This is a genomic window from Saccharothrix xinjiangensis, from assembly GCF_039527585.1.
GTDB classification, from domain to species: Bacteria; Actinomycetota; Actinomycetes; order Mycobacteriales; family Pseudonocardiaceae; genus Actinosynnema; species Actinosynnema xinjiangensis.
Genome location: NZ_BAAAKE010000006.1, coordinates 185,950 through 205,046 on the forward strand (window position 1 = coordinate 185,950; position 19,097 = coordinate 205,046).

At 72.7% G+C, this 19,097-nt stretch carries 20 protein-coding genes; 12 read left to right on the top strand and 8 right to left on the bottom strand.

The window, feature by feature from the left end; translation table 11 throughout:
• Positions 1 to 8 precede the first annotated feature (8 nt).
• The 5 genes from ABD223_RS16290 to ABD223_RS16310 all read right to left on the bottom strand — a co-directional run bounded on the left by ABD223_RS16290 (position 9) and on the right by ABD223_RS16310 (position 3,672).
• Positions 9 to 437: an NfeD family protein gene (locus tag ABD223_RS16290; RefSeq protein WP_344037082.1), complete on the bottom strand. Its 429-nt coding sequence runs from the start codon at positions 435 to 437 to the stop codon at positions 9 to 11.
• An 83-nt stretch (positions 438 to 520) separates the two neighbouring features.
• On the bottom strand, positions 521 to 1,324 hold the full coding sequence (locus tag ABD223_RS16295; protein ID WP_344037083.1) for a DUF3097 domain-containing protein: 804 nt from the start codon (positions 1,322 to 1,324) through the stop codon (positions 521 to 523).
• A gap of 67 nt (positions 1,325 to 1,391) precedes the next feature.
• Positions 1,392 to 2,132: an aminoglycoside phosphotransferase family protein gene (locus ABD223_RS16300; protein ID WP_417750554.1), complete on the bottom strand. Its 741-nt coding sequence runs from the start codon at positions 2,130 to 2,132 to the stop codon at positions 1,392 to 1,394.
• Positions 2,133 to 2,303: 171 nt separating this feature from the next.
• Positions 2,304 to 3,098, bottom strand: a complete 795-nt coding sequence (locus tag ABD223_RS16305; RefSeq protein ID WP_344037085.1) for an SCO1664 family protein — start codon at positions 3,096 to 3,098, stop codon at positions 2,304 to 2,306.
• A 7-nt stretch (positions 3,099 to 3,105) separates the two neighbouring features.
• The gene (locus ABD223_RS16310; RefSeq protein WP_344037086.1) at positions 3,106 to 3,672 is read right to left on the bottom strand and encodes a DUF3090 domain-containing protein; all 567 of its coding nucleotides are present in this window, start codon (positions 3,670 to 3,672) and stop codon (positions 3,106 to 3,108) included.
• Between the two features lie 133 nt (positions 3,673 to 3,805).
• Between ABD223_RS16310 and ABD223_RS16315 the strand changes: the two genes are divergently transcribed.
• The 3 genes from ABD223_RS16315 to ABD223_RS16325 all read left to right on the top strand — a co-directional run bounded on the left by ABD223_RS16315 (position 3,806) and on the right by ABD223_RS16325 (position 7,384).
• Entirely contained in the window at positions 3,806 to 5,737 is a 1,932-nt protein-coding gene (locus ABD223_RS16315; protein ID WP_344037087.1) for a dipeptidyl-peptidase 5, read from the top strand.
• A 112-nt stretch (positions 5,738 to 5,849) separates the two neighbouring features.
• Positions 5,850 to 6,710 carry a S66 peptidase family protein gene (locus ABD223_RS16320; RefSeq protein WP_344037088.1) on the top strand — a complete coding sequence of 287 codons (861 nt, stop codon included), beginning with the start codon at positions 5,850 to 5,852 and terminating at the stop codon, positions 6,708 to 6,710.
• Positions 6,707 to 7,384 (top strand): dienelactone hydrolase family protein, encoded by a 678-nt coding sequence (locus tag ABD223_RS16325; RefSeq protein ID WP_344037089.1) that lies wholly within the window; start codon positions 6,707 to 6,709, stop codon positions 7,382 to 7,384. The genes ABD223_RS16320 and ABD223_RS16325 overlap by 4 nt, the downstream gene beginning before the upstream one ends.
• Positions 7,385 to 7,590: 206 nt before the next feature.
• On the opposite strand, the gene ABD223_RS16330 is transcribed toward ABD223_RS16325, so the two are convergent.
• A complete protein-coding gene (locus tag ABD223_RS16330; RefSeq protein WP_344037090.1) occupies positions 7,591 to 9,192 on the bottom strand; it encodes an outer membrane protein assembly factor BamB family protein in 1,602 nt (533 codons plus the stop codon).
• A gap of 271 nt (positions 9,193 to 9,463) precedes the next feature.
• Between ABD223_RS16330 and ABD223_RS16335 the strand changes: the two genes are divergently transcribed.
• From ABD223_RS16335 to ABD223_RS16350, 4 genes are all read left to right on the top strand, one after another.
• Positions 9,464 to 9,937, top strand: coding sequence for a hypothetical protein (locus ABD223_RS16335; RefSeq protein WP_344037091.1), 474 nt, complete (start codon positions 9,464 to 9,466; stop codon positions 9,935 to 9,937).
• Positions 9,910 to 10,113 carry a hypothetical protein gene (locus ABD223_RS16340; protein WP_344037092.1) on the top strand — a complete coding sequence of 68 codons (204 nt, stop codon included), beginning with the start codon at positions 9,910 to 9,912 and terminating at the stop codon, positions 10,111 to 10,113. The genes ABD223_RS16335 and ABD223_RS16340 overlap by 28 nt, the downstream gene beginning before the upstream one ends.
• Positions 10,110 to 10,616 (top strand): hypothetical protein, encoded by a 507-nt coding sequence (locus ABD223_RS16345; protein WP_344037093.1) that lies wholly within the window; start codon positions 10,110 to 10,112, stop codon positions 10,614 to 10,616. The genes ABD223_RS16340 and ABD223_RS16345 overlap by 4 nt, the downstream gene beginning before the upstream one ends.
• A 401-nt stretch (positions 10,617 to 11,017) precedes the next feature.
• Positions 11,018 to 12,319, top strand: a complete 1,302-nt coding sequence (locus ABD223_RS16350) for a Vps62-related protein (protein WP_344037094.1) — start codon at positions 11,018 to 11,020, stop codon at positions 12,317 to 12,319.
• A gap of 351 nt (positions 12,320 to 12,670) precedes the next feature.
• Here the strand turns inward: ABD223_RS16350 and ABD223_RS16355 are convergent, their stop codons facing one another.
• Positions 12,671 to 13,243 (bottom strand): hypothetical protein, encoded by a 573-nt coding sequence (locus ABD223_RS16355; protein ID WP_344037095.1) that lies wholly within the window; start codon positions 13,241 to 13,243, stop codon positions 12,671 to 12,673.
• Positions 13,244 to 13,357: 114 nt separating this feature from the next.
• Here ABD223_RS16355 and ABD223_RS16360 point away from each other — a divergent pair, with 114 nt between their 5' ends.
• Both ABD223_RS16360 and ABD223_RS16365 read left to right on the top strand, forming a co-directional pair.
• A complete protein-coding gene (locus tag ABD223_RS16360; protein ID WP_344037096.1) occupies positions 13,358 to 13,795 on the top strand; it encodes an Hsp20/alpha crystallin family protein in 438 nt (145 codons plus the stop codon).
• A gap of 216 nt (positions 13,796 to 14,011) precedes the next feature.
• Entirely contained in the window at positions 14,012 to 14,581 is a 570-nt protein-coding gene (locus ABD223_RS16365) for a DUF6886 family protein (RefSeq protein ID WP_344037097.1), read from the top strand.
• A gap of 98 nt (positions 14,582 to 14,679) precedes the next feature.
• Here the strand turns inward: ABD223_RS16365 and ABD223_RS16370 are convergent, their stop codons facing one another.
• A complete protein-coding gene (locus ABD223_RS16370) occupies positions 14,680 to 15,507 on the bottom strand; it encodes an NmrA family NAD(P)-binding protein (protein ID WP_344037098.1) in 828 nt (275 codons plus the stop codon).
• A 320-nt stretch (positions 15,508 to 15,827) separates the two neighbouring features.
• On the opposite strand from ABD223_RS16370, the gene ABD223_RS16375 reads away from it, so the two are divergent.
• Genes ABD223_RS16375 through ABD223_RS16385 form a run of 3 tightly spaced genes read left to right on the top strand, consistent with a single transcriptional unit; the run spans position 15,828 to position 18,807 of the window.
• The gene (locus ABD223_RS16375; RefSeq protein ID WP_344037099.1) at positions 15,828 to 16,469 is read left to right on the top strand and encodes an HAD family hydrolase; all 642 of its coding nucleotides are present in this window, start codon (positions 15,828 to 15,830) and stop codon (positions 16,467 to 16,469) included.
• On the top strand, positions 16,466 to 17,596 hold the full coding sequence (locus tag ABD223_RS16380; protein ID WP_344037100.1) for a phosphotransferase family protein: 1,131 nt from the start codon (positions 16,466 to 16,468) through the stop codon (positions 17,594 to 17,596). Before ABD223_RS16375 ends, ABD223_RS16380 begins: the two co-directional genes overlap by 4 nt.
• Positions 17,596 to 18,807 carry an acyl-CoA dehydrogenase family protein gene (locus ABD223_RS16385; protein WP_344037101.1) on the top strand — a complete coding sequence of 404 codons (1,212 nt, stop codon included), beginning with the start codon at positions 17,596 to 17,598 and terminating at the stop codon, positions 18,805 to 18,807. Before ABD223_RS16380 ends, ABD223_RS16385 begins: the two co-directional genes overlap by 1 nt.
• The last annotated feature ends 290 nt before the right edge of the window (positions 18,808 to 19,097 follow it).

The window sequence follows — 19,097 nt, forward strand, 5'->3', positions numbered from 1 at the left end:
GCCTCCGCTCAGGCCCCGGACAGCACCACCGCGGTCGCGCCCGAGATCTCCACAACAGTCACTTCCCCGCCGGGTTCGACCACCCCGCGGTCCAACGACCGCGCCGACCACACCTCGCCGCCGATCCGCACCGTGCCGCCGTGCGCGTCCACCCGCGACACCACGACCGCGGTGCTGCCGACCAGCGCCTCGATCCCCGACCTGTGCCCGGTGCCCAGCGCCATCCGCCGCTTGATCGCCGGCCGGGCGCCCAGCACCAGACCCAACGACACCACACCGAACACCACCGCGCTGATCAGCACCGGCGCGCCCAACCCGGCCGCGCCCGCCGCGCCCAGCGCGGCCACCCCGAGCATGACCAGCACGAAATCACCCGACAGGACCTCGGCGGCCACCAGCACGACACCGAGGATCAACCAGATCAACGACGCGGCCACACCACCATCCTTACACCCCCGGGAAGCCCCGTGCCGCGACAAGGCTCACGGCGAGGTCAAAACCCGGTCACGACCGCCCGGCCTCAGCCCGGTTCGGTGACGAAATCGATCAACCGCTCCACCGCGCCCAGCAGCGGCGTCTCCAGGTCCCGGAACCCCGACACCCCCGCCAGCACCCGACGCCACCCCTCCCACGGCTCGCCCCAGCCCAGCGCCGCGCACACCCCCTCCTTCCACGGCACCCCCCGCGGCACCCGCGGCCACTCCGCGATCCCCACCGACGACGGCTTCACCGCCTGCCAGATGTCCACGAACGGGTGGCCGGTGACCAGGACGTGCTCGTCGCGCACCTCCGCCACCAGCCGCGACTCCTTGCTGCCCGCCACCAGGTGGTCCACCAGCACCCCCAGCCGCCGCCCCGGGCCCGTGCCGAACCCCGCCACCCGCGCGGCCAGCACGTCCACCCCGTCCAACGGCTCCACCACCACCCCCTCCACCCGCAGGTCGTGGCCCCACACCCGCTCCACCAGCTCCGCGTCGTGCACGCCCTCCACCCAGATCCGGCTGTCCCGCGCCGTGCGGGCCCGCACGCCCTCCACCCGCACCGAACCCGACGCCGACCGCCTCGGCGCGGCCGGCGCGGGCGCGGGGCGCACCAGCGTCACCGGCCGGCCCTCCACCAGGAACGCCGCCGGGCGCAGCGGGAACACCCGGTGCCGGCCGTGCCGGTCCTCCAGCACCACCCCGCCCGACTCGAAGCGCACCACCGCGCCGCAGAACCCCGACGCCGGGTCCTCCACCACCAGCCCGACCTCGGCCGCCACCTCCGGCACCACCCGACGCTCGCGCCCCGACAGCACATCCCGGCCGTAATCCTGTGATCGCACGCCGCGCGACGTTACCGCCCCCCGACCGTCGCCACCGACCATCGCCGGCGGCGACCGCGCGCCCGCCCTACGCCCGCCGCACCGCCGGGTGGTCGGGGTAGAACGCCGCGTACACCCGGCACCACGCCGCCAACCGGTCGCCGTCGACCACCGCCGACAGCCACTCGACGCGCCGCTCCAGGTCGTCACCCGGCAGGTAGGCGAAGTCGACCGCGTCACTGGCGGCGTCACCCACGCACGCCCGCGGGTCGATCGCCACCGGCCCCCGCGGCCCGGCGTCGAGCACGTTGCCCGGGTGCAGGTCGCCGTGCAGCAGCACCCGCGGCACCCGGTCCCGTGCCAGCCGCGACGCCTCCTCGTGCGCCCGCGAGTGGTCACCCGGGTGGCGGCGGGCCAGGATCCCGAACACGAAGTCCACCCGCTCGGCCAACGGCGGGAACCCCTCCGGCGCCGGCACGTGCAGCCCCCGCAGCACCTCCAGCAGCCCCGGACCGTCCGACGCCGGGGTTCCCGGCACCAGGCCCTCCAGCAGCAGCGCGCCCCGCCCCGGATCCGCCCGCAGCACCCGCACCACCCGCGGCGAGGGCTCCCACGCCCGTAGCGCCGCGCACTCCGCGACGGCCAGAGCGGGCTCCGGCGTCACCTTCAACACCACCGGCTCACCACCGCGCCGGCACAGCAGGGCGTGCGACGTGCCGCCGCTCAACGGCCGCTCCGCCTCCAGTCCCCAGTCCGCGCACAGGCCCGCCACCAGCGACGACAACCCCACCAGCCACGGCCGCACCCCCTGGCCGAAGCGGCGCTCCATCCGCCGCGCCAAGCCCCCGTCACCCGCGCCAACACCGTTCCCGGGAACACCACTCCCGGTGACTTCGCCCGCCGTCAACGGTCCACCCCCAGGACGAACTCCGCCACGTCCCCACCTCCGCGTGCGCCACCACCGGGACCTCGGCCACCGGCGGACGCCGCGATCAGGCCGTCAGAACGCCGGCCAGGGGATCGCCGGCCACTCACCCGACGGCTCCGGGTACACCCCCGCCGCCAGCAGCTTGTCCACCCGCTCCGCCAACGCCCGCACCTCCGCGCGCGTCAGGTGCTCGTGCAACGCCTCGCCCGGCTCCCCGTCCAGACCCGACCGCAGCCGGCGCAGCGCCTCCACCGCCTCCTCCGGCAACGCCTCGCCCAGCCAGCCCCACAGCACCGTGCGCAGCTTGTCCTCGGCGTGCAGGCAGATCCCGTGGTCCACCCCGTACACCGCGCCGTCCACCGAGTGCAGCACGTGCCCGCCCTTGCGGTCGGCGTTGTTGACCACCGCGTCGAACGCCGCCATCAACGCCACCCGCGGGTGGTCGGCGTGCACCAGCACCGCCGGCTCGCCGAAGCGGTCGTGCGCCCGCAGCACCGCCCGCCACCCCGGCCGCACCTGCTCCTCGGCCACGATGTCGACCAGGTCGTCGTCCTCGCGGGTCTCCACCCACAGCTGCACCATGCCCGCGCCGAACGGACCCGGCCGCAGCACCGTCGGCGGCACCAGGCCCAGCCCCGACGCCTCCGACACCAGGAACGCCGCCACCTCGCGACCGGCCAGCGTGCCGTCCGGGAAGTCCCACAGCGGCCGCTCGCCGCGCACCGGCTTGTACACGCACTGCGCGGTCGCGCCGTCCAGGCCGATCCGGCAGAACAGCGTCGCGTTGGAGGCGTCCACCAACCGGCCCTCGACCTCGATGCGGCCACGGGTCAGCAGGTCGAGCACCCCCTCGTCGCCCGGCCGCACGCGCCCCTCAGCCCTCTTCCGAGCGCCGGTAGCCGTTCTGCCGCGGGCACACGTGCCCCTCCGGGTCCAACGGCTCCGAACACAGCGGGCACGGCTTGCGACCCGCCTTGACCACCCGCTCCGCGCGCTCGGCGAACGCCCGCGCCTCCACCGGGCTCAGGAACACCCGCACCGCGTCGGGCCCTTCCTCGGTGTCGTCGAGCACGACCGCCTCGTCGACCTCCTCCTCGGTGATCGCGAGCAGTTCGATGACCACCGCGCGGGACTCGGCGTCCCAGCCCAGCCCCATCGTGCCGACCTTGAACTCCTCCTCGACCGGGACCGCGAGCGGTTCGGTGTCCCGGAGGTCCTCGGGCACGTCCTCGGGAACCTCCGCGCCGAACCGCCGGTGCACCTCCTCCAGCAGCGAGCCGATGCGCTCGGCGAGTACGGCGACCTGTTGCTTCTCCAGCGCCACGCTGACCAGCCGAGCCTCCTCAGAGGCCTGCAAGTAGAACGTGCGCTCGCCAGGCTGCCCGACGGTCCCGGCGACGAACCGGTCGGGTTGGCGGAATACGTGGATGACGCGTGCCATGACAACGACGACCCTAGGCCACCCGAGCAAGATCGGCAGCCCTGCCCCGGGTTTTCCGCCGCCCACCCGCCCGGCGGGCCCCGGCGACCCGCGCCCGACACCGCCGGACCAGGCGTGCGGATAGGGTGCCGGGGTGGTCGAGATCGCACCGTGCGGAACGTGGAACTCACCCGTCACCGCGGCCCGCGCCGCCGCGGCCGGTGGCGGGGTCGACTGGGTCGACCTGCACCGGGGCCGGCCGTGGTGGACCGAGGGACGCCCCGCCGAAGGCGGCCGGGTCGCCCTCGTGCGCGATGGCGAGGACCTGCTGCCGCCCCCGTGGAACGTGCGCAACCGCGTCCACGAGTACGGCGGACGACCCTGGGTGGTGCTCGACACACCCGAGGGCACGCGCGTGGCCTTCACCCACTGGGACGACCAGCGCGTCTACCTGTTCGACCCCGACGACCCCCGCCCCGAGCCGATCAGCCCCGCACCCGGCAGCCGCCACGGCCTGCGCTACGCCGACCTCACCGCGGGCCCCGGCGGCCGGGAGGTGTGGTGCGTGCGCGAGACCTCCACCGGCCCGACCCGCACCGACGTCCGCCGCGACCTCGTCGCCCTGCCCCTGGACGGCTCCCCGCCGCGGGTGCTCGCCGCCGGCCACCACTTCATGACCGGCCCCCGCCTGTCACCCGACGGCCGCCGCTACGCCTGGATCGGCTGGGACCACCCCCGCATGCCCTGGGACGGCACCGAGCTGTGCGTGGCCGAGGTCGGCTCACCCGACCACCGCGTCGTCGCCGGCGGCCCCACCGAGGCCGTCTGCCAGGTCGAGTGGGACGGCGAGGACCTGCTGGCCCTGACCGACCCCGACGGCTGGTGGAACCTGCACCGCATCGACCCGCACGGGCACGCCGTCAACCTCGCCCCCGTCCAGCGCGAACTGGGCGGCCCTCAGTGGCGGCTGGGCAACCGCTGGTTCGCCACCATCGGCGGCGGCCGCCACGCCGTGCTCGCCGCCGGGCGGCTGGCCGTGCTCGACGAACGCAGCCGCACCGTCACCGACGTCGACGTGGACCTGCCCACCTGGCACGGCCAGCTGGCCGTGCACGACGGCGTGGTCGTCGGCGCCGCCGCCGGCCCGCACACCGAGACCGCCGTGGTGTCACTGGACCTGTCCACCGGCGAGCTGACCACCCACACCGGCCACGACACCGCCGGGACGACCGGGTCGGCGGGGTTGGCGGCCTACCTGCCGACACCCGAGCAGCGCGTCTTCACCGGCCCCGACGGCGACATCCCCGCCCACGTCTACCCGCCCCACAACCCCGACTACACCCACCCCGGGCACGAACGACCCCCGTACCTGGTGCACGTCCACGGCGGACCCACCGGCCGCAACCTGCCCGTGCTCGACCTGGACGTCGCCTACTTCACCAGCCGGGGCATCGGCGTCGTCGCGGTCGACTACGGCGGCTCCACCGGCTACGGCCGCGCGTTCCGCGAACGGCTGCGCGAGCAGTGGGGCGTCGTCGACGTCAACGACTGCGCCACCGTCGCCCAGGCCCTGGCCGACGAGGGCACCGCCGACGGCCAACGCCTGGCCATCCGCGGCGGCAGCGCCGGCGGCTTCACCTCCGCGGCGTCCCTGACCTCGGTCAAGACCTACCGGTGCGGCATGGTCGCCTTCCCCATCCTGGACCTGGCCGGCTGGACCGGAACCGGCGGCGAGACCCACGACTTCGAGTCCCAGTACGTCACCGGCCTGGTCGGACCCTGGCCCGAGACCGCCGACCGGTACGCCGAGCGGTCCCCGGCCCACCGCGTCGACCGGCTGACCGGACCCGTGCTGCTGCTCCAGGGCCTGGAGGACGAGATCTGCCCACCCGAGCAGGCCGACCGCTTCGCCGCCGCCCTCGACGGCACCGGCATCCCGCACGCCTACCTGACCTTCGAGGGCGAACAGCACGGGTTCCGCAAGGCCGCGACGATCATCGCGGCGCTGGAGGCGGAACTGTCGTTCTACGGACAGGTGCTCGGCTTCACCCCACCCGGGGTTCCGGTCCTGGACCTGCGCCGATGACCCGCCCGACCACGGGGAACCGGACACCGGGTGATGGCCGGGGTCCTGGCCCGGGTGTCGGCGCAGGGCACCCGCTCGACGACGTCGCCGTCCCGACCGCGGCGGGACGCCCGTGACCCCGACCGGCGGCCCACCCCTGCTGCACCCCGGCGACCGCGTGGTCGTGATCAGCCCCGCGGGCCCCGTGGCCGCGGAACGGCTGGACGCGGGCGTGGCCTGGCTGCGCAAGTGGGACCTCGACGTCCGCGTGGCCCCCTCGGCCCTGGCCACCCACCCCACCCTGCCCCACCTCGCCGGCCACGACACCGACCGCGCCCACGACCTGCGACAGGCGTGGCTGGACCCGGACGTCGCCGGCGTCCTGTGCGCCCGCGGCGGCTACGGCAGCGCCCGCATGGCCGACCTGCTCGACTGGACCGCCCTGTCGACCCACCGCAAGGTCTTCCTCGGCTCCAGCGACACCACCGTCCTGCACGACAGGTTCCGCCAGGCGGGCATCCCCACCTGGTTCGGCCCGATGATCGGCACCACCGCCTTCGTCGAGGACACCGCCGCCCGCGACCACCTGCACCGCGCCCTGTTCACCGGCGTCACCTCCTACCGCGGCGCGGGCATGGCGCCCGGCACGGCCCGCGGCACCGCCGTCGGCGGCACCCTCAGCCTCCTGCGCACACCGCCGCCCGACGACGCGATCGTGCTGCTCGAAGACGTCAACGAGGAGCCCTACCGCGTCGACCGGATGCTCACCGACCTGCTCAACTCGGGCTGGTTCGACCGCGTCGCCGGCATCGTGCTCGGCTCCTGGACCGGCTGCGGCGACGTCGCCCCCGTGCTCGCCGACCGCCTCACCCGACTGGGCGTGCCCGTGGTCGCCGACACCTGCTTCGGGCACTGCGCCGGGCAGCTCACCGTGCCCCTGGGCGTGTCGGTGGAGATCGACGGCGACACCGGTGTGGTAACCGTGGACACGTGAAGATCGACGTAGCCGACGGGGCGTTCGACGCGCCCGTCTGGGAACCCGCCACGGGCACCGGCCCCGGCCTCGTGCTGGTCCAGGAGATCTTCGGCCTGGACGACTACCTCACCTCCGTGGCCGCCGACCTCGCCGCGCTCGGCTACGTCGTCGCCGTGCCCGAGCTGTTCTGGCGCGTGGCGCCCGGCTGGTCCTCCGCCCACGACGAGGCAGGAGTCGCCGCCTCCATGGAGGTCGCCGGCCGCTTCGACCCCGCCCTGGGCGTGTCCGACGTGATCGCCACCCTGCACCGGCTGCGCGCCCGCACCGGCCGAGCCGGCGTCTTCGGCTTCTGCCTGGGCGGGTCCATCGCCTACGAGGTGGCCGCCGCCACCGACCCCGACGTCGCCGTGTCCTTCTACGGCTCCGGCGTGCCCGACCGCCTCGACCAGGCCGACAAGATCACCTGCCCGATCCAGTTCCACTTCGGCGGCCGCGACCCCTACATCCCCCGCCCGGCCGTGCAGCGGGTCGTCGACGCGGTCACCGCCCTGCCCAACGCCGAGATCCACGTCCAGGAACAAGCCGGGCACGCCTTCCACAACAACGTCGCCCCGCAGTTCCACGACCCCGAGGCCGCAGCCGCCGCGTGGGAGCTGACCACCCGCTTCCTGGCCCGCACCCTGCCCACCTGACCTCGGGCCCCGCGCCACCTACTTGCCCACCCGCTCGTCCGACCCCGACCCCGACCCCGGCCCTGGCCCTGGCCCTGGCCCTGGCTTCGGTCCAGGTCCCGGTCTCACCGAGTTTCCTGCCGGCGGGACCGGGACCGAGGCGCTCACCGACAGCGCTCACCGGCGTGAACACTCACGCGCGCACTCACCGCGCACTCACCGCGCACTCACCGGCCGAACGCCAGCAGCACGTCACCGCCGTCCGGGTTCGGGTACTCCGGCGAGTACCCGGCCTGCACGTACACCATCCCGTCGGACACCACCGCGCCACCGCCACCACCGGAGATCGTGCCGCCCCGGCCGGGCAGGCCGTTGACGCCGGTGAAGTCGCGCACCGTGTCGTAGGTCCACAGCACCCGGCCGTCACGCGCCGAGTACGCGCGCAGCTTGCCGTCGTTGCTGCCCTCCCACACCAGCCCGGGGCTGCTGGTCACCGCGGGACCGTGCCCCAACGTGCACACCTCTGGGTGGTCGGCCGCACCGCCGGTGGTGCACCCGTCCGCCGGGTTGGGCGTCTCCCACAACACCCGACCGGTGGCCGGGTCGAGCGCGAAGAGCGTGCCCGGGTCGGCGAAGTAGGTCGCGACGTAGAGCCGCCGGCCGTCGAAGCTGGACCCCCACTGGATGCCGCCGATGCCGCCGCTGGGCCACGGCACACCCAGCTGACGACGCCACACCACCTCACCGGTGACCGCGTCGAACGCGTGGTAGACGCCCAGCTTCTGCCCGACGCCGACCAGCTTGCGCCCACCCGCGGTGAACAGGTTCGGCGTGGCCCCGATGTCGTAGTCCAGCGCCGAGCCGTCCTCCAACCCCGGGCAGAACCCCTGCGGATCGGGGCTGTTGCACAACCCCCGCCACGTGTCGGCCTTGGTGACCTGGTTGCGCCACTTCACCGCACCCGTCCGGTGGTCCAGCGCCAGCATCGTGTCGAAATCGCCCGCGCTGCCGGTGTAGTTCTGCCCCGTGCCCACGTAGACCGTACCGGTGCGCGGGTCCACCACCGGCGAACTCCACACCCCTACCCCGGACGGCTCATAACGCGTCGCCCCGCTGGGCCACGTGCCCACCGCCCGCGGCTCGGGCACCGTGTAGTGCCGCCACACCAGCTCACCGGTGCGCGCGTCGAGCGCGTCGACGTGCCCGCGGAAGGTGCAGCACGGGTAGTTCGGGTCGTCCGAACCGTCCGACCCGTTGGCCGCGTTCTCCCCGCTGGACGTGCCGACGTAGACCTTCCCGTCGTGCACGATCGGCGAACTGGTCACCGTCGCCGCCGGGTGCGCGTCGACCTGCTGGGCCCACACCACCCGACCGGTGCCCTGATCCAGCGAGTAGACATAACCCCGCAGGTCACCGAAGTAGACCCGCCCACCGGACACCGACGGGCTGTCCCACACGATGGCCGGCCGCGCACCCGGCGCGACACCGGACAGGTCCGTCGTCCACCGCTCCGCCCCGGTCCGCGCGTCCCGGGCGTAGAACTTCCCGTCCGGCCCGCCGAAGAACGTGGTCCCGTCGACCACGGCGGGCTGGCTGCGCACCGGCGCCGCCGACCGCGGGAAGGCGAACGCCCACTTCAGCTTCAAGCCCCGCACGTTGTGCGGGGTGATCCGCCACTCGCCCGCCGCGTACCGCGACCCGGCCGCATCCCTGGACCACGTCGCCCAGTCACCCGACCGGTGCGGCGAAGCCGAAGTCGCACCCGCGCCCAGCAACACGACCGACGAGGCGACCCCGACCAACGCGACGACCCGTTTCCGTATCGTCATCCCATCTCCCCCTGCCGTTGGTGGAAAACAACTCCACCGTGGCAGCGGGACGAAGGACTCACGACAGGAGAACGGACCGAATGCCCTCGGGAGAAGGTTGACCCCCGACCCAGCCGATCGGTTGATCCGCCCGCACTCGTGAACGACTAGCCCCGGCCACCGCCGGCCTTCTCACCGACAGCCGCACCGACCGGCGGAGTTCGCGCCGGCGCGGGCGTCGTCGGGCCTGGCCGACAGCACGATCCGCAACGACGCCGGCCACCTGGAGGCGATGCGGGAGTGGTTCGGCCGGCCGTTGTGGGAGATGCGGCCCACCGACGCCGACGCCTACTTCGGCCGGGAGCTGCGCACGGTGGCGGCGTCGACGCGCACGGGCCGAGCCGGTGCGCTGACGCTGTACTTCGACTTCCTGGAGTTGCGCCACCGCGCCGAGGTCTACAACCTGAGCGGGCGGCCGGTGGAGTGCCCGCTGGACGAGGCGAACCGGCCGAGCCGCTCGGTGGAGCCGCAGCTGCGCATCCCGCCCACCGAGGCCGAGATCGAGCAGCTGTTCGCCGGGTGGCGCCAGGAGCTGTCGGCCACCCGCAAGTTCGCCCCGGCCGCCCGCAACTACACCGTGGCGCGGCTGGCCGCCGACGTCGGCCTGCGCATCAACGAGCTGCGGATGCTCAACCTGGACGACGTGCACTGGGAGCTGGGCACCTTGTGCTCTGCACGGTGCTGGACTGCCAGGTCGGCGACCTGATGATCCCCGAGCGCCAGGCCGCCGCCGCGCCCACCGAGGAGCAGGTCCGCGCGGTCGGCCAGACCTGGGCGGTCACACCCCGGCCCGGCGGTGGCGGGCCGGCGCCGAACTGCCGCCCGGCTTCGCCAGCGACGTCCGCGTCGGCCGCGACCCCGACCGCCAAGTCCTGCCCATGACCGACGACGAGATCACCGCCGTCCAGCAGACCGCCGTCACCCCGGCCCAACGGCTGGTCGTCGCCCTGGCCGCAGTCCACGCCGCCCGCGCCAAGACCACCCGCGAGATCCGCCTCGACCACATCGACCTCGCCGCCCACCGCATCACCATCGCCGGCCACCGCCACGCCCTGGGCGACTTCGTCCGCGAGGCCCTGCTCGACTGGCTGGCCCACCGCCGCGCGACCTGGCCACGCACCACCAACCCGCACCTGCTCGTCTCCGCGCACACCGCGCTCGACCAGAACCCGGTCAGCCACTTCTACCTCAAGAAACACCTGCTGCTGCGCGGCGTCCACCTCGAACACATCCGCGGCGACCGCATCCTCACCGAAGCCCTGGCCACCGGCGGCGACCCACTGCACCTGGCCACCATGTTCGACCTGCACCCCACCACCGCGACGGCCTACGCAGACACCGCGCTCAACATCCTCCAACGCGCCATCGACAACCCCGACCGCTGAACGCGGCCCGGGAGTCGTGCAGCCGGCCCGAAGTGCAGGACAGTGGTGAACGCGGTCGTCACCCGGAACACCGCCTGTGTCGAACCGGCGTTGGAGCACCCGGCCGTCGGACGTGGCCTTGTCGGCCTCGCCCGGCCCGCGCGTCTGCCCCGGCACCGTGGGGACACCCGCCGGTGGGTCGTGAGTGAGGTCCGTCTTCAGGCGGTAGCGCTCAGGGGTGTCTCACCGGGCCGTCCCGCCGTTCCGTCACGCCAATGCCCGTCGGTCGCGGTGACCCACGGCGAAGATCGCTTCCACCCACGGATCGGGTCTTCACCAACGGGTGATGTGCCCCCACATCAGCATTGATTGCGTTTAGTGCCGAATCGGATGCGTTGAGTAACCACATGGAGGGTTTCGTAATGTCGCAGGATCTCGCGGACAGCACCGCCGCCGACGGCACACCGGACGTTGCGGAGCGTGCGCTGGTCGTGAAGCGCTTCGGACCGCTGGAGGTGTGCGTCGTTTCCCGCTACACGCGAACCTGGGACGACCGGGGGTCGGGCGGGGACTACCACGGCTCGTTCTTCAGCCCGGTCGCGCCGGGGACGGGATGGCGGCGGTTGGCGCACCTGGGCAACGGCAGCAACCACAACGACATCAGCGGCAACCACGGCACCGTGATGGTCCGGGAGGTCGACGCCGCCGCCCGGATGTTCGCGCACCCGACCGACTACCGGCTGATCTGGACCGACGCGGGCTCCGGGGCGGACAAGGACGGCTCGGTGTGGCGGCCGGTCCCCCCGGCCGGCTACGTCGCGCTGGGCGACGTGATGTGGCAGGGCCACGGCAAACCGCCGCTGACCGAGATCACCTGCATCCGCAAGACCTACAACGGACACGAGTACGTCCGGCGCGGCACGCTCGGTCCGCTGCTGTGGTCGGACAAGGGGACCGGCGCGGACCGCGACGTGTCGCTGTACCCGATCCTGGCACCGGGCTACCCCGAGGACAGCATCGAGCGGCTGCTGCTGCCCACCGGCGGTTTCACCGCCTACGGCCACCACAGCCCGCCCAGCCCGGAGGACACGACCTGGGTGCTGGACCTGCCCGCTTCGGTGGTGAAGTCCCACGGCCCGCAGCGGCCGACCCTGACCTCGCACGACGCCCCGCCGGAGACGACCCAGCCGGTGATCGACCGCGTCGTGGTCATCCCGTGCACCGTGGTCCGCGACCCCCACCGCGCCCCGGCGTGGCAACTGGAGCACTCGCCGTTCTACACACTGGAACGCCGACGCTTCTACACCAGCCAGCTCCACCGCTACAACGGCAGCAGCGAACCCCACACCGACAGTAGGGCCATCACCACGGGCGTGTCCGGCACCGACGAGGAGGCGTTCACCAAGAAGACCGGCGTCACCGTCTCCGCCAGCGCCGGCATCGAGGTCAAGGGACTGGGACTGGGCGCGAGCGTCAGCACCACGGTCGAGCTGGGCTACGAACGCCGTCGCAGCGTCACCGTCCTGCGCTCCGAGACCAAGACCCACTCCCTGGTCACACCGCCACACACCTCCGGCGCCCTGTGGTCGGAAACCCACGAGATCCGCAGCTTCCGCGCCGACGGCAGCCAGGTCGGCGAGACCAGCCTGATCTTCGAGACCTCCAACTACGTCAACCAGCAGTACCCCGCGGGCACCGACATCAGCCACACCGTCACCGATTGACCTCGCGGACCGTCCGCACCCCGGGGAATCCGGGGTGCGGACGGTCCTTCGGGACCACGTCTCCAGCCAAGTAGCCCCGGACCCGCCACCAGTCCCGCCAACTCCCCCCGAACGCCGTCAACCAGCTCCGGACACGACGACGGTCCCCACCTTCGCCCGCCGAACAGCCTCCACCCGGCCACAGCTCCAACGTCTCCGGCTCAGACCGGACCACACCCGGGAACCCGAGGTGATCCTGAGCGGCACATGCCGAAAAGCCGTGGATTCGTCATGATCAAACTTCAGTCGCGCTGAACTCACGTGGGACCGAGCGCTCAGGTATCAAGCACGGAGGTGCCAAGCGCATGGGCATCACGCGGAGCCGTCACGCAGGCCCTTGTTGTTCCTCAGTTCCTGGGTGTCGCGTCGCACCTCCTCCGCCCGGTCGCTCAGCGACTGGATCTCGTCGGCCAACTCGGGGTTGACCGTTCGAACCTTGGACAGGGCGTCCACCAGCGGGCCGATCAGCGCGACGGCGTCGTCCTCCGCCAACGCGTTGCGGACCACCACGTCCACCCGGCCCACCTGACCGGCCAGGCTGCGCAGCGACGCGGCGTTGTCACGCGCCCACACGGACACCGCGCGGTCGCCCGCGCGCTTGTCCCGCTCCGCACGCACCCTGCCCTCGGCGGTCGAACCCAGCTCCGAGGGGCGCAACCTCAGGTACCGGCGTTCGGCGGCCTGCCGACTGGCCACCCCGAGCGCGGGCGCCAACTCGGCCCAGCTGGCGCCCAACTCCCGTGCCGTGGCGATCAGCTGGGGCTCCCACCCGGACAGCTCCTCGCGCAGCCGCCGCAGCAGGACCAGCGCGGACAGCACCTGACCCGCACTGAGGTCCTCGCCGGTGGCGGCAGCCCGGACGGACTCGTAATCGTTGATCGCCATGAAGTCAACATACCGACGACATGATGGGTTGTCAACGTCTTGACGACGTGGTAGAAATGGTGGCGCAGCGCATTGACCGCAGCAGACGACTACTCGATCAGGAGGTGTTCCCCGATGTTGATGCGCACCGACCCCTTCCGGGAACTGGACCGGCTGGCGCAGCAGTTCTTCACCGGACCGGGCACCTGGTCGCGGCCGACGCCCATGCCGATGGACGCCTACCGCGCCGGGGACGAGTTCGTGGTGGAGTTCGACCTGCCCGGTGTCACCGTCGACGCGATCGACCTGGACGTGGAGCGCAACGTCCTCACCGTGAAGGCCGAGCGGCGCCCGAGCCGGACGGGCGAAGGGATCGAGATGCAGGTCTCCGAGCGGCCGCTGGGCGTGTTCTCGCGCCAGCTGTTCCTCGGCGACACCCTCGACGTCAACCACATCAAGGCCGACTACCAGTCCGGGGTGCTGACCCTGCGCATCCCGATCGCGGAGAAGGCCAAGCCGCGCAAGATCGCCATCGGCAACACCGACAACGAGCCCAAGCAGATCAACGCCTGATCCGGCAGGTGGTGGACTGACGCGGCACGTCGGCGACCGGCGCGACGGGCTCGCGGAGCCAGCTGGTGTGGCCGGCGTGACAGGGGTGTGGCCGGCGTGACGGGCTCGGCGGCCGACGCGAGGGCTTGTGACGGGCTCGGTGATGGCTTGGTCGATCGGTCGACGGCGGAAAACCCGGTTCACACCCCGCCGGGTTCTCCGCCAGGATCGCCGACCATGCGACCGGCGCCGGGGGAAGTGCTGCACTTCTCGGAAGACCCGACCATCACACGCTTCCGGCCGCACGTGGCCGCCACCGCACGGCAGCCCGACGCCTACGTCTGGGCGGTCGACCGCACGAGGGCGCCCGACTACTGGTTCCCGCGCCAGTGCCCTCGGGTCCTGGCCTGGGTGGAGCCGACCACCGACGCCGAGGATCGGGCTTGGCTGGGTGCGTCGCGCGTGCACGCCGTCGAGTACGGGTGGTTGAGGCGGGTTCAGGCGGTGCGGTTGTACGCCTACCGGTTCGACGCCGCACCGTTCCGACCGTTCGGGGACCCGCCTCACGCGCACGTGGCCACCGAGGCCGTCGAGCCGCTCGGGGCTCCCGAACCGGTCGGGGACCTGCTGGCCCTGCACGAGGAGGCCGGCATCGAGTTGCGGGTGGTGGCCAACCTGTGGCCGTCGTGGCGGCGGGTCGCGGCCAGCACGCTCGGGTTCAGCGGCATCCGGTTGCGCAATGCCGTCCAGGAGAACGCCGTCCTGGAAAGAGCCGTCCTGGAGAACGCGGTTCAGGAACAGGGGTGATCGGTTGGGGACACGTCAGAGACGGAGGTGATCGGTTGGGAACAGGTCGTGAGTGGAGGTGATCGCGCAGAGGTGGCGCAGGGCCAAGGGGTCAGGGGTCAGGTGAAGTCGGCGACGTGGTCGCGGGCCCACCGGTCGAAGGTCAGACCGGGACGTCCCAGGGCCTCTTCCACGTCCGGTGACACCCAGCTGTTGCCCTCGGGGTAGCGGCCCATCTCCAGGAACCACTCCACGATCTCGGGCGGGTAGACGTCCTGCCACTGCTCGCGGGCCTGCTCGGGGGTCAACTCGTCGAAGCGCAGCTCGCGCCCGATCGCCTCGCCGATCATCCGCACCGCGTCACGCCGCCCCACCGGCTCCGGGCCCGTGGGCTGGTAGGTGCGGCCGACGTGGTCGTCGGTCAGCAGCGCCTCCACGGCGATGGCGGCGATGTCGTCCTCGTGCACCAGCGTGCTCCGCCAGTCGCCGAACGGGGCCCGCACCACGCCCTCCGCGCGGATCGACGGCGCCCACTCCCGGGTGTTGGCCATGAACTCGCCCGGGAACAGGTGCGTCCATTCCGGCACCGAGGACTCGATCGCCTTGCGCAGCACGCGGTGCCAGGACTCCAGCGGGTCGTCGTCGGGGCGGCTCGGGTCGTCGTGCCCCAGGTGCGTCAGGCGGCGCACGCCCGCCTCGACCAGGACGTCGACGATCGCCGGACCGTCACCGTCCATGGCCACCAGGTGCACCCGCTCCACCCCGCGCAACGCCGGGACCAGCGACGCCGGGTCGGCGAAGTCGCCTGCCACCACCTCGACCCCGGCCGGCAGCCGGGCGGCGGACGGATTCCTCGTGAGGGCGCGCACCGCGTGACCGGCGGCGAGCAACCTGCGGACCACGCAACCACCCACGGTGCCGGTCGCACCGGTGACCAGGATCGGCATCATTCCTCCGGGCATGACGAACAAGCCCTGGTGAGAGGCTTGGAGAACGAATCGGATCGACTGGGAGGAGGGTGTCGGAAGAAATGTCGGGTTGTCAAACGCGAACACCGCGTTCACGTTTCTGCGCGCGCTGGCGACAGAAATCAATCACGACAGCCTGACCTGCGGTGATGCCAACCGTGCAGGGATTGTCGGGAAGTTCGCGACGTGGAATGGTCCTGTTCGCGGCGAGGAGGGAGTGGCGGTTCGACGAGGAAAGGGCGACCGGGTTCCGGCCACGGCCCCTTGCTGACATACCGACCGGTCGGTACCCTCGCGACGTGGACGAACGGCGCATCGACGCGGTGGTGCTGGACTGGGGCGGGGTGCTCACGGTCTCCGTGCCCGACTTCATCGACGAGTGGCTGACCGCCGACAACATCGACCGGGACCGCTACGGCGTGACCATGCGCGGCTGGATGGGGCGCGACGCCGCCCCGGGCAACCCGGTGTTCAGGCTGGAGACCGGCGAGCTGTCCGTCGCCGAGTTCGAAGGGCTGCTGGCCGCCGAGCTGGTCACCCTCGACGGGCGCGAGGTCGCCGCGAAGGGCCTGCTGCGCCGCATGTTCGGCAGCGCGAACCCCGACCCCAAGATGGTCGACCTCGTGCGGGAGCTGCGCGCCGACGGCCTGACCACCGTGCTGCTGTCCAACAGCTGGGGCGAGGGCTACCCGCAGGACCTGCTGCTGGAGCTGTTCGACACCATCGTGATCAGTGGCCGCGTCGGGCTGCGCAAGCCCGACCCGCGCATCTTCGAGCACACCCTCGACCTGATCGGCCTGCCCGCCGACCGGTGCGTGTTCTTCGACGACGCGCAGGTCAACGTCGAAGGCGCCCGCGCCGTCGGCCTGCACGCCCACCGCCACACCGACGCCGACTCCACGCGCGCGGTGATCGACCGGCTCAGGGGAGCCCGAGCATGACCGAACCGCACGCCACCGAACCCAGCACCACCGACTCCCACGGCACCGCCAAACCCGGCATCACCGAACTCGGTACCGGCGAACCGGGCACCCCCGACCCCGGCGCGGTCGACTCCCGCGGCACGGCCGCGCTGCCCGGCCTGGACCTCGACCGGCTCGCCGACCGCCTGGGCACCGGCCCGCTGACCGGCGAGCTGATCCCCGGCGGCCGCTCCAACCTGACCTACCGCGTCACCGACGGCGAGCACCGCTGGGTGCTGCGCCGCCCGCCGCTCGGGCACGTGCTGGCCACCGCCCACGACATGGCCCGTGAGCACCGGGTCATCTCCGCCCTCGCCGACACCGCCGTGCCCGTGCCGCGCGCCGAGCTGCTGTGCACCGACACCGAGGTCCTCGGCGCGCCGTTCTACCTGATGCAGGAGGTGCCGGGCGTGGCGCTGCGGCACCGCGACCAGTGCCCCTGGCTCACCCCCGACCTCGCCGAGACCCTGTCCGACCGGCTGGTCGACGTGCTGGCCGACCTGCACGCGGTCGACCCGCACGAGGTGGGCCTGTCCGACTTCGGCCGCCCCGAGGGGTTCCTGCACCGCCAGGTGTCCCGCTGGGGCAAGCAGCTGGAGTCCTCCCGCAGCCGCGAGCTGCCCGGCATCGACGAGCTGCGCGACCACCTGGCCGCCACCGTCCCGGTCACCCGGCGCACCACGATCGTGCACGGCGACTACCGACTGGACAACGTCCTGGTCACCACCGACCCGCTGGACATCAGCGCCGTCCTGGACTGGGAGATGGCCACCCTGGGCGACCCGCTGGCCGACCTCGGCCTGCTGTGCGTGTACTGGAACGGCGTGGGCGTCGAGGACGACCCGATCACCGGCACCGTGCCCACGCTGCCCGGTTTCGCGAGCGCCGAGGAGATGGTGGCCCGCTACGCCGAGCGCAGCGGCGCCGACGTCGACGGCCTGGCCTGGTACACCGCGTTCGGCTACTTCAAGCTCGCCGTCATCCTCGAAGGCATCCACTTCCGCTTCACCCGCGGCAAGACCGTGGGAGCGGGCTTCGACCAGATCGGCCGACTCACCCTGCCGCTGGTCCGGCAGGGACTCGCCGCGAGCGCAGGGGAGCGCTGATGGACTTCGCCTACGACACCACGACCGAACAGCTGCGCGAACGGCTGCTGCGGTTCATGGACGAGCACGTCTACCCGGCCGAACCCGTCGCCCAGCGGCAGTTGGCCGAGGCCGCCGACCCGTGGGCGCGGCCCGCGGTCCTGGCCGAGCTCAAGGCCGAGGCCCGCCGCCAGGGCCTGTGGAACCTGTTCCTGCCCGACGACGAGCACGGCGCCGGGCTGACCAACCTCCAGTACGCGCCGCTGGCCGAGATCACCGGCCGCAGCCCGCACCTGGCCCCGGAGGCGCTCAACTGCGCCGCACCGGACACCGGGAACATGGAGGTGCTGGCGATGTTCGGCACCGAGGAGCAGAAGCGGCGGTGGCTCCGGCCGCTGCTGGACGGCGAGATCCGCTCGGCGTTCTGCATGACCGAGCCCGAGGTCGCCTCCTCCGACGCCACCAACATCGCCACCCGCATCGAGCGCGACGGCGACTCCTACGTGGTCAACGGCCGCAAGTGGTGGTCCTCCGGCGCGATGAACCCCGACTGCGCGATCTTCATCGTGATGGGCAAGACCGACCCCGACGCCGAGCGGCACCGCCAGCAGGCCATGATCCTGGTCCCGCGCGACACCCCGGGCGTGCGCGTCGAGCGCGGCATGCACGTGTTCGGCTACACCGACGCCTCCCACGGCGGCCACGCCGAGATCGTGTTCGACGACGTCCGCGTGCCCGCCGGCAACCTCATCGCCGGCGAGGGCGAGGGCTTCGCGATCGCCCAGGCCCGCCTGGGCCCCGGCCGCATCCACCACTGCATGAGGCTGATCGGCATCGCCGAGCGCGCCCTGGAGCTGATGTGCCGCCGCGCGGTCGGCCGCGTCGCCTTCGGCGGGCCCATCGCCCGCCAGGGCGTGGTCCAGGAGTGGATCGCCGAGTCCCGGGTGCGCATCGAACAGGCCCGGCTGCTGGTGCTCAAGACCGCGTGGCTGATGGACACCGTCGGCAACAAGGGCGCGCACACCGAGATCCAGGCCATCAAGATCGCCACCCCGCTGATGGCCGAGTGGGTGCTGGACAAGGCCATCCAGGCGCACGGCGCGGGCGGGGTCAGCCAGGACTTCCCGCTGGCCGAGCTGTGGGCCTCGGCGCGCACGCTGCGCCTGGCCGACGGGCCCGACGAGGTGCACCGCATGTCGCTGGCCAAGCGGGAGCTCAAGCGCTACCTGTGACCACGTCCGGGTGATGATCGCCGGACCACGGGTCGGCGGTCATCACCCGGCATTGCGGTGGGCTGTCGATGGCCACGCGCGACGAGCCCGTGCCGGAGCAACACGCGCCCCTGACCCGTTTGCCGGACTGGTACCTGCCATGCGGTGGACGCGGCTGAGCGCCTGTCCCTGCTGCCGGCGAATCGGCCCACGAGGTGCGTCGGTCGACTCACCCGCCTTTCCTGATTCGGCGGCCGCGCACTCCCGAACCACCGCCGAGCAGGCCGCCCCGGCCGCGGCGTCGGGGCTCG

Coding starts and splice junctions, on each gene's coding strand:
- ABD223_RS16300 (WP_417750554.1), bottom strand. CDS start 2,132: ATGGAGCGCCGCTTCGGCCAGGGGGTGCGGCCGTGGCTGGTGGGGTTG.
- ABD223_RS16310 (WP_344037086.1), bottom strand. CDS start 3,672: ATGGCACGCGTCATCCACGTATTCCGCCAACCCGACCGGTTCGTCGCC.
- ABD223_RS16330 (WP_344037090.1), bottom strand. CDS start 9,192: ATGACGATACGGAAACGGGTCGTCGCGTTGGTCGGGGTCGCCTCGTCG.
- ABD223_RS16335 (WP_344037091.1), top strand. CDS start 9,464: ATGCGGGAGTGGTTCGGCCGGCCGTTGTGGGAGATGCGGCCCACCGAC.
- ABD223_RS16345 (WP_344037093.1), top strand. CDS start 10,110: ATGACCGACGACGAGATCACCGCCGTCCAGCAGACCGCCGTCACCCCG.
- ABD223_RS16350 (WP_344037094.1), top strand. CDS start 11,018: ATGTCGCAGGATCTCGCGGACAGCACCGCCGCCGACGGCACACCGGAC.
- ABD223_RS16355 (WP_344037095.1), bottom strand. CDS start 13,243: ATGGCGATCAACGATTACGAGTCCGTCCGGGCTGCCGCCACCGGCGAG.
- ABD223_RS16360 (WP_344037096.1), top strand. CDS start 13,358: ATGTTGATGCGCACCGACCCCTTCCGGGAACTGGACCGGCTGGCGCAG.
- ABD223_RS16365 (WP_344037097.1), top strand. CDS start 14,012: ATGCGACCGGCGCCGGGGGAAGTGCTGCACTTCTCGGAAGACCCGACC.
- ABD223_RS16370 (WP_344037098.1), bottom strand. CDS start 15,507: ATGCCGATCCTGGTCACCGGTGCGACCGGCACCGTGGGTGGTTGCGTG.
- ABD223_RS16380 (WP_344037100.1), top strand. CDS start 16,466: ATGACCGAACCGCACGCCACCGAACCCAGCACCACCGACTCCCACGGC.
- ABD223_RS16385 (WP_344037101.1), top strand. CDS start 17,596: ATGGACTTCGCCTACGACACCACGACCGAACAGCTGCGCGAACGGCTG.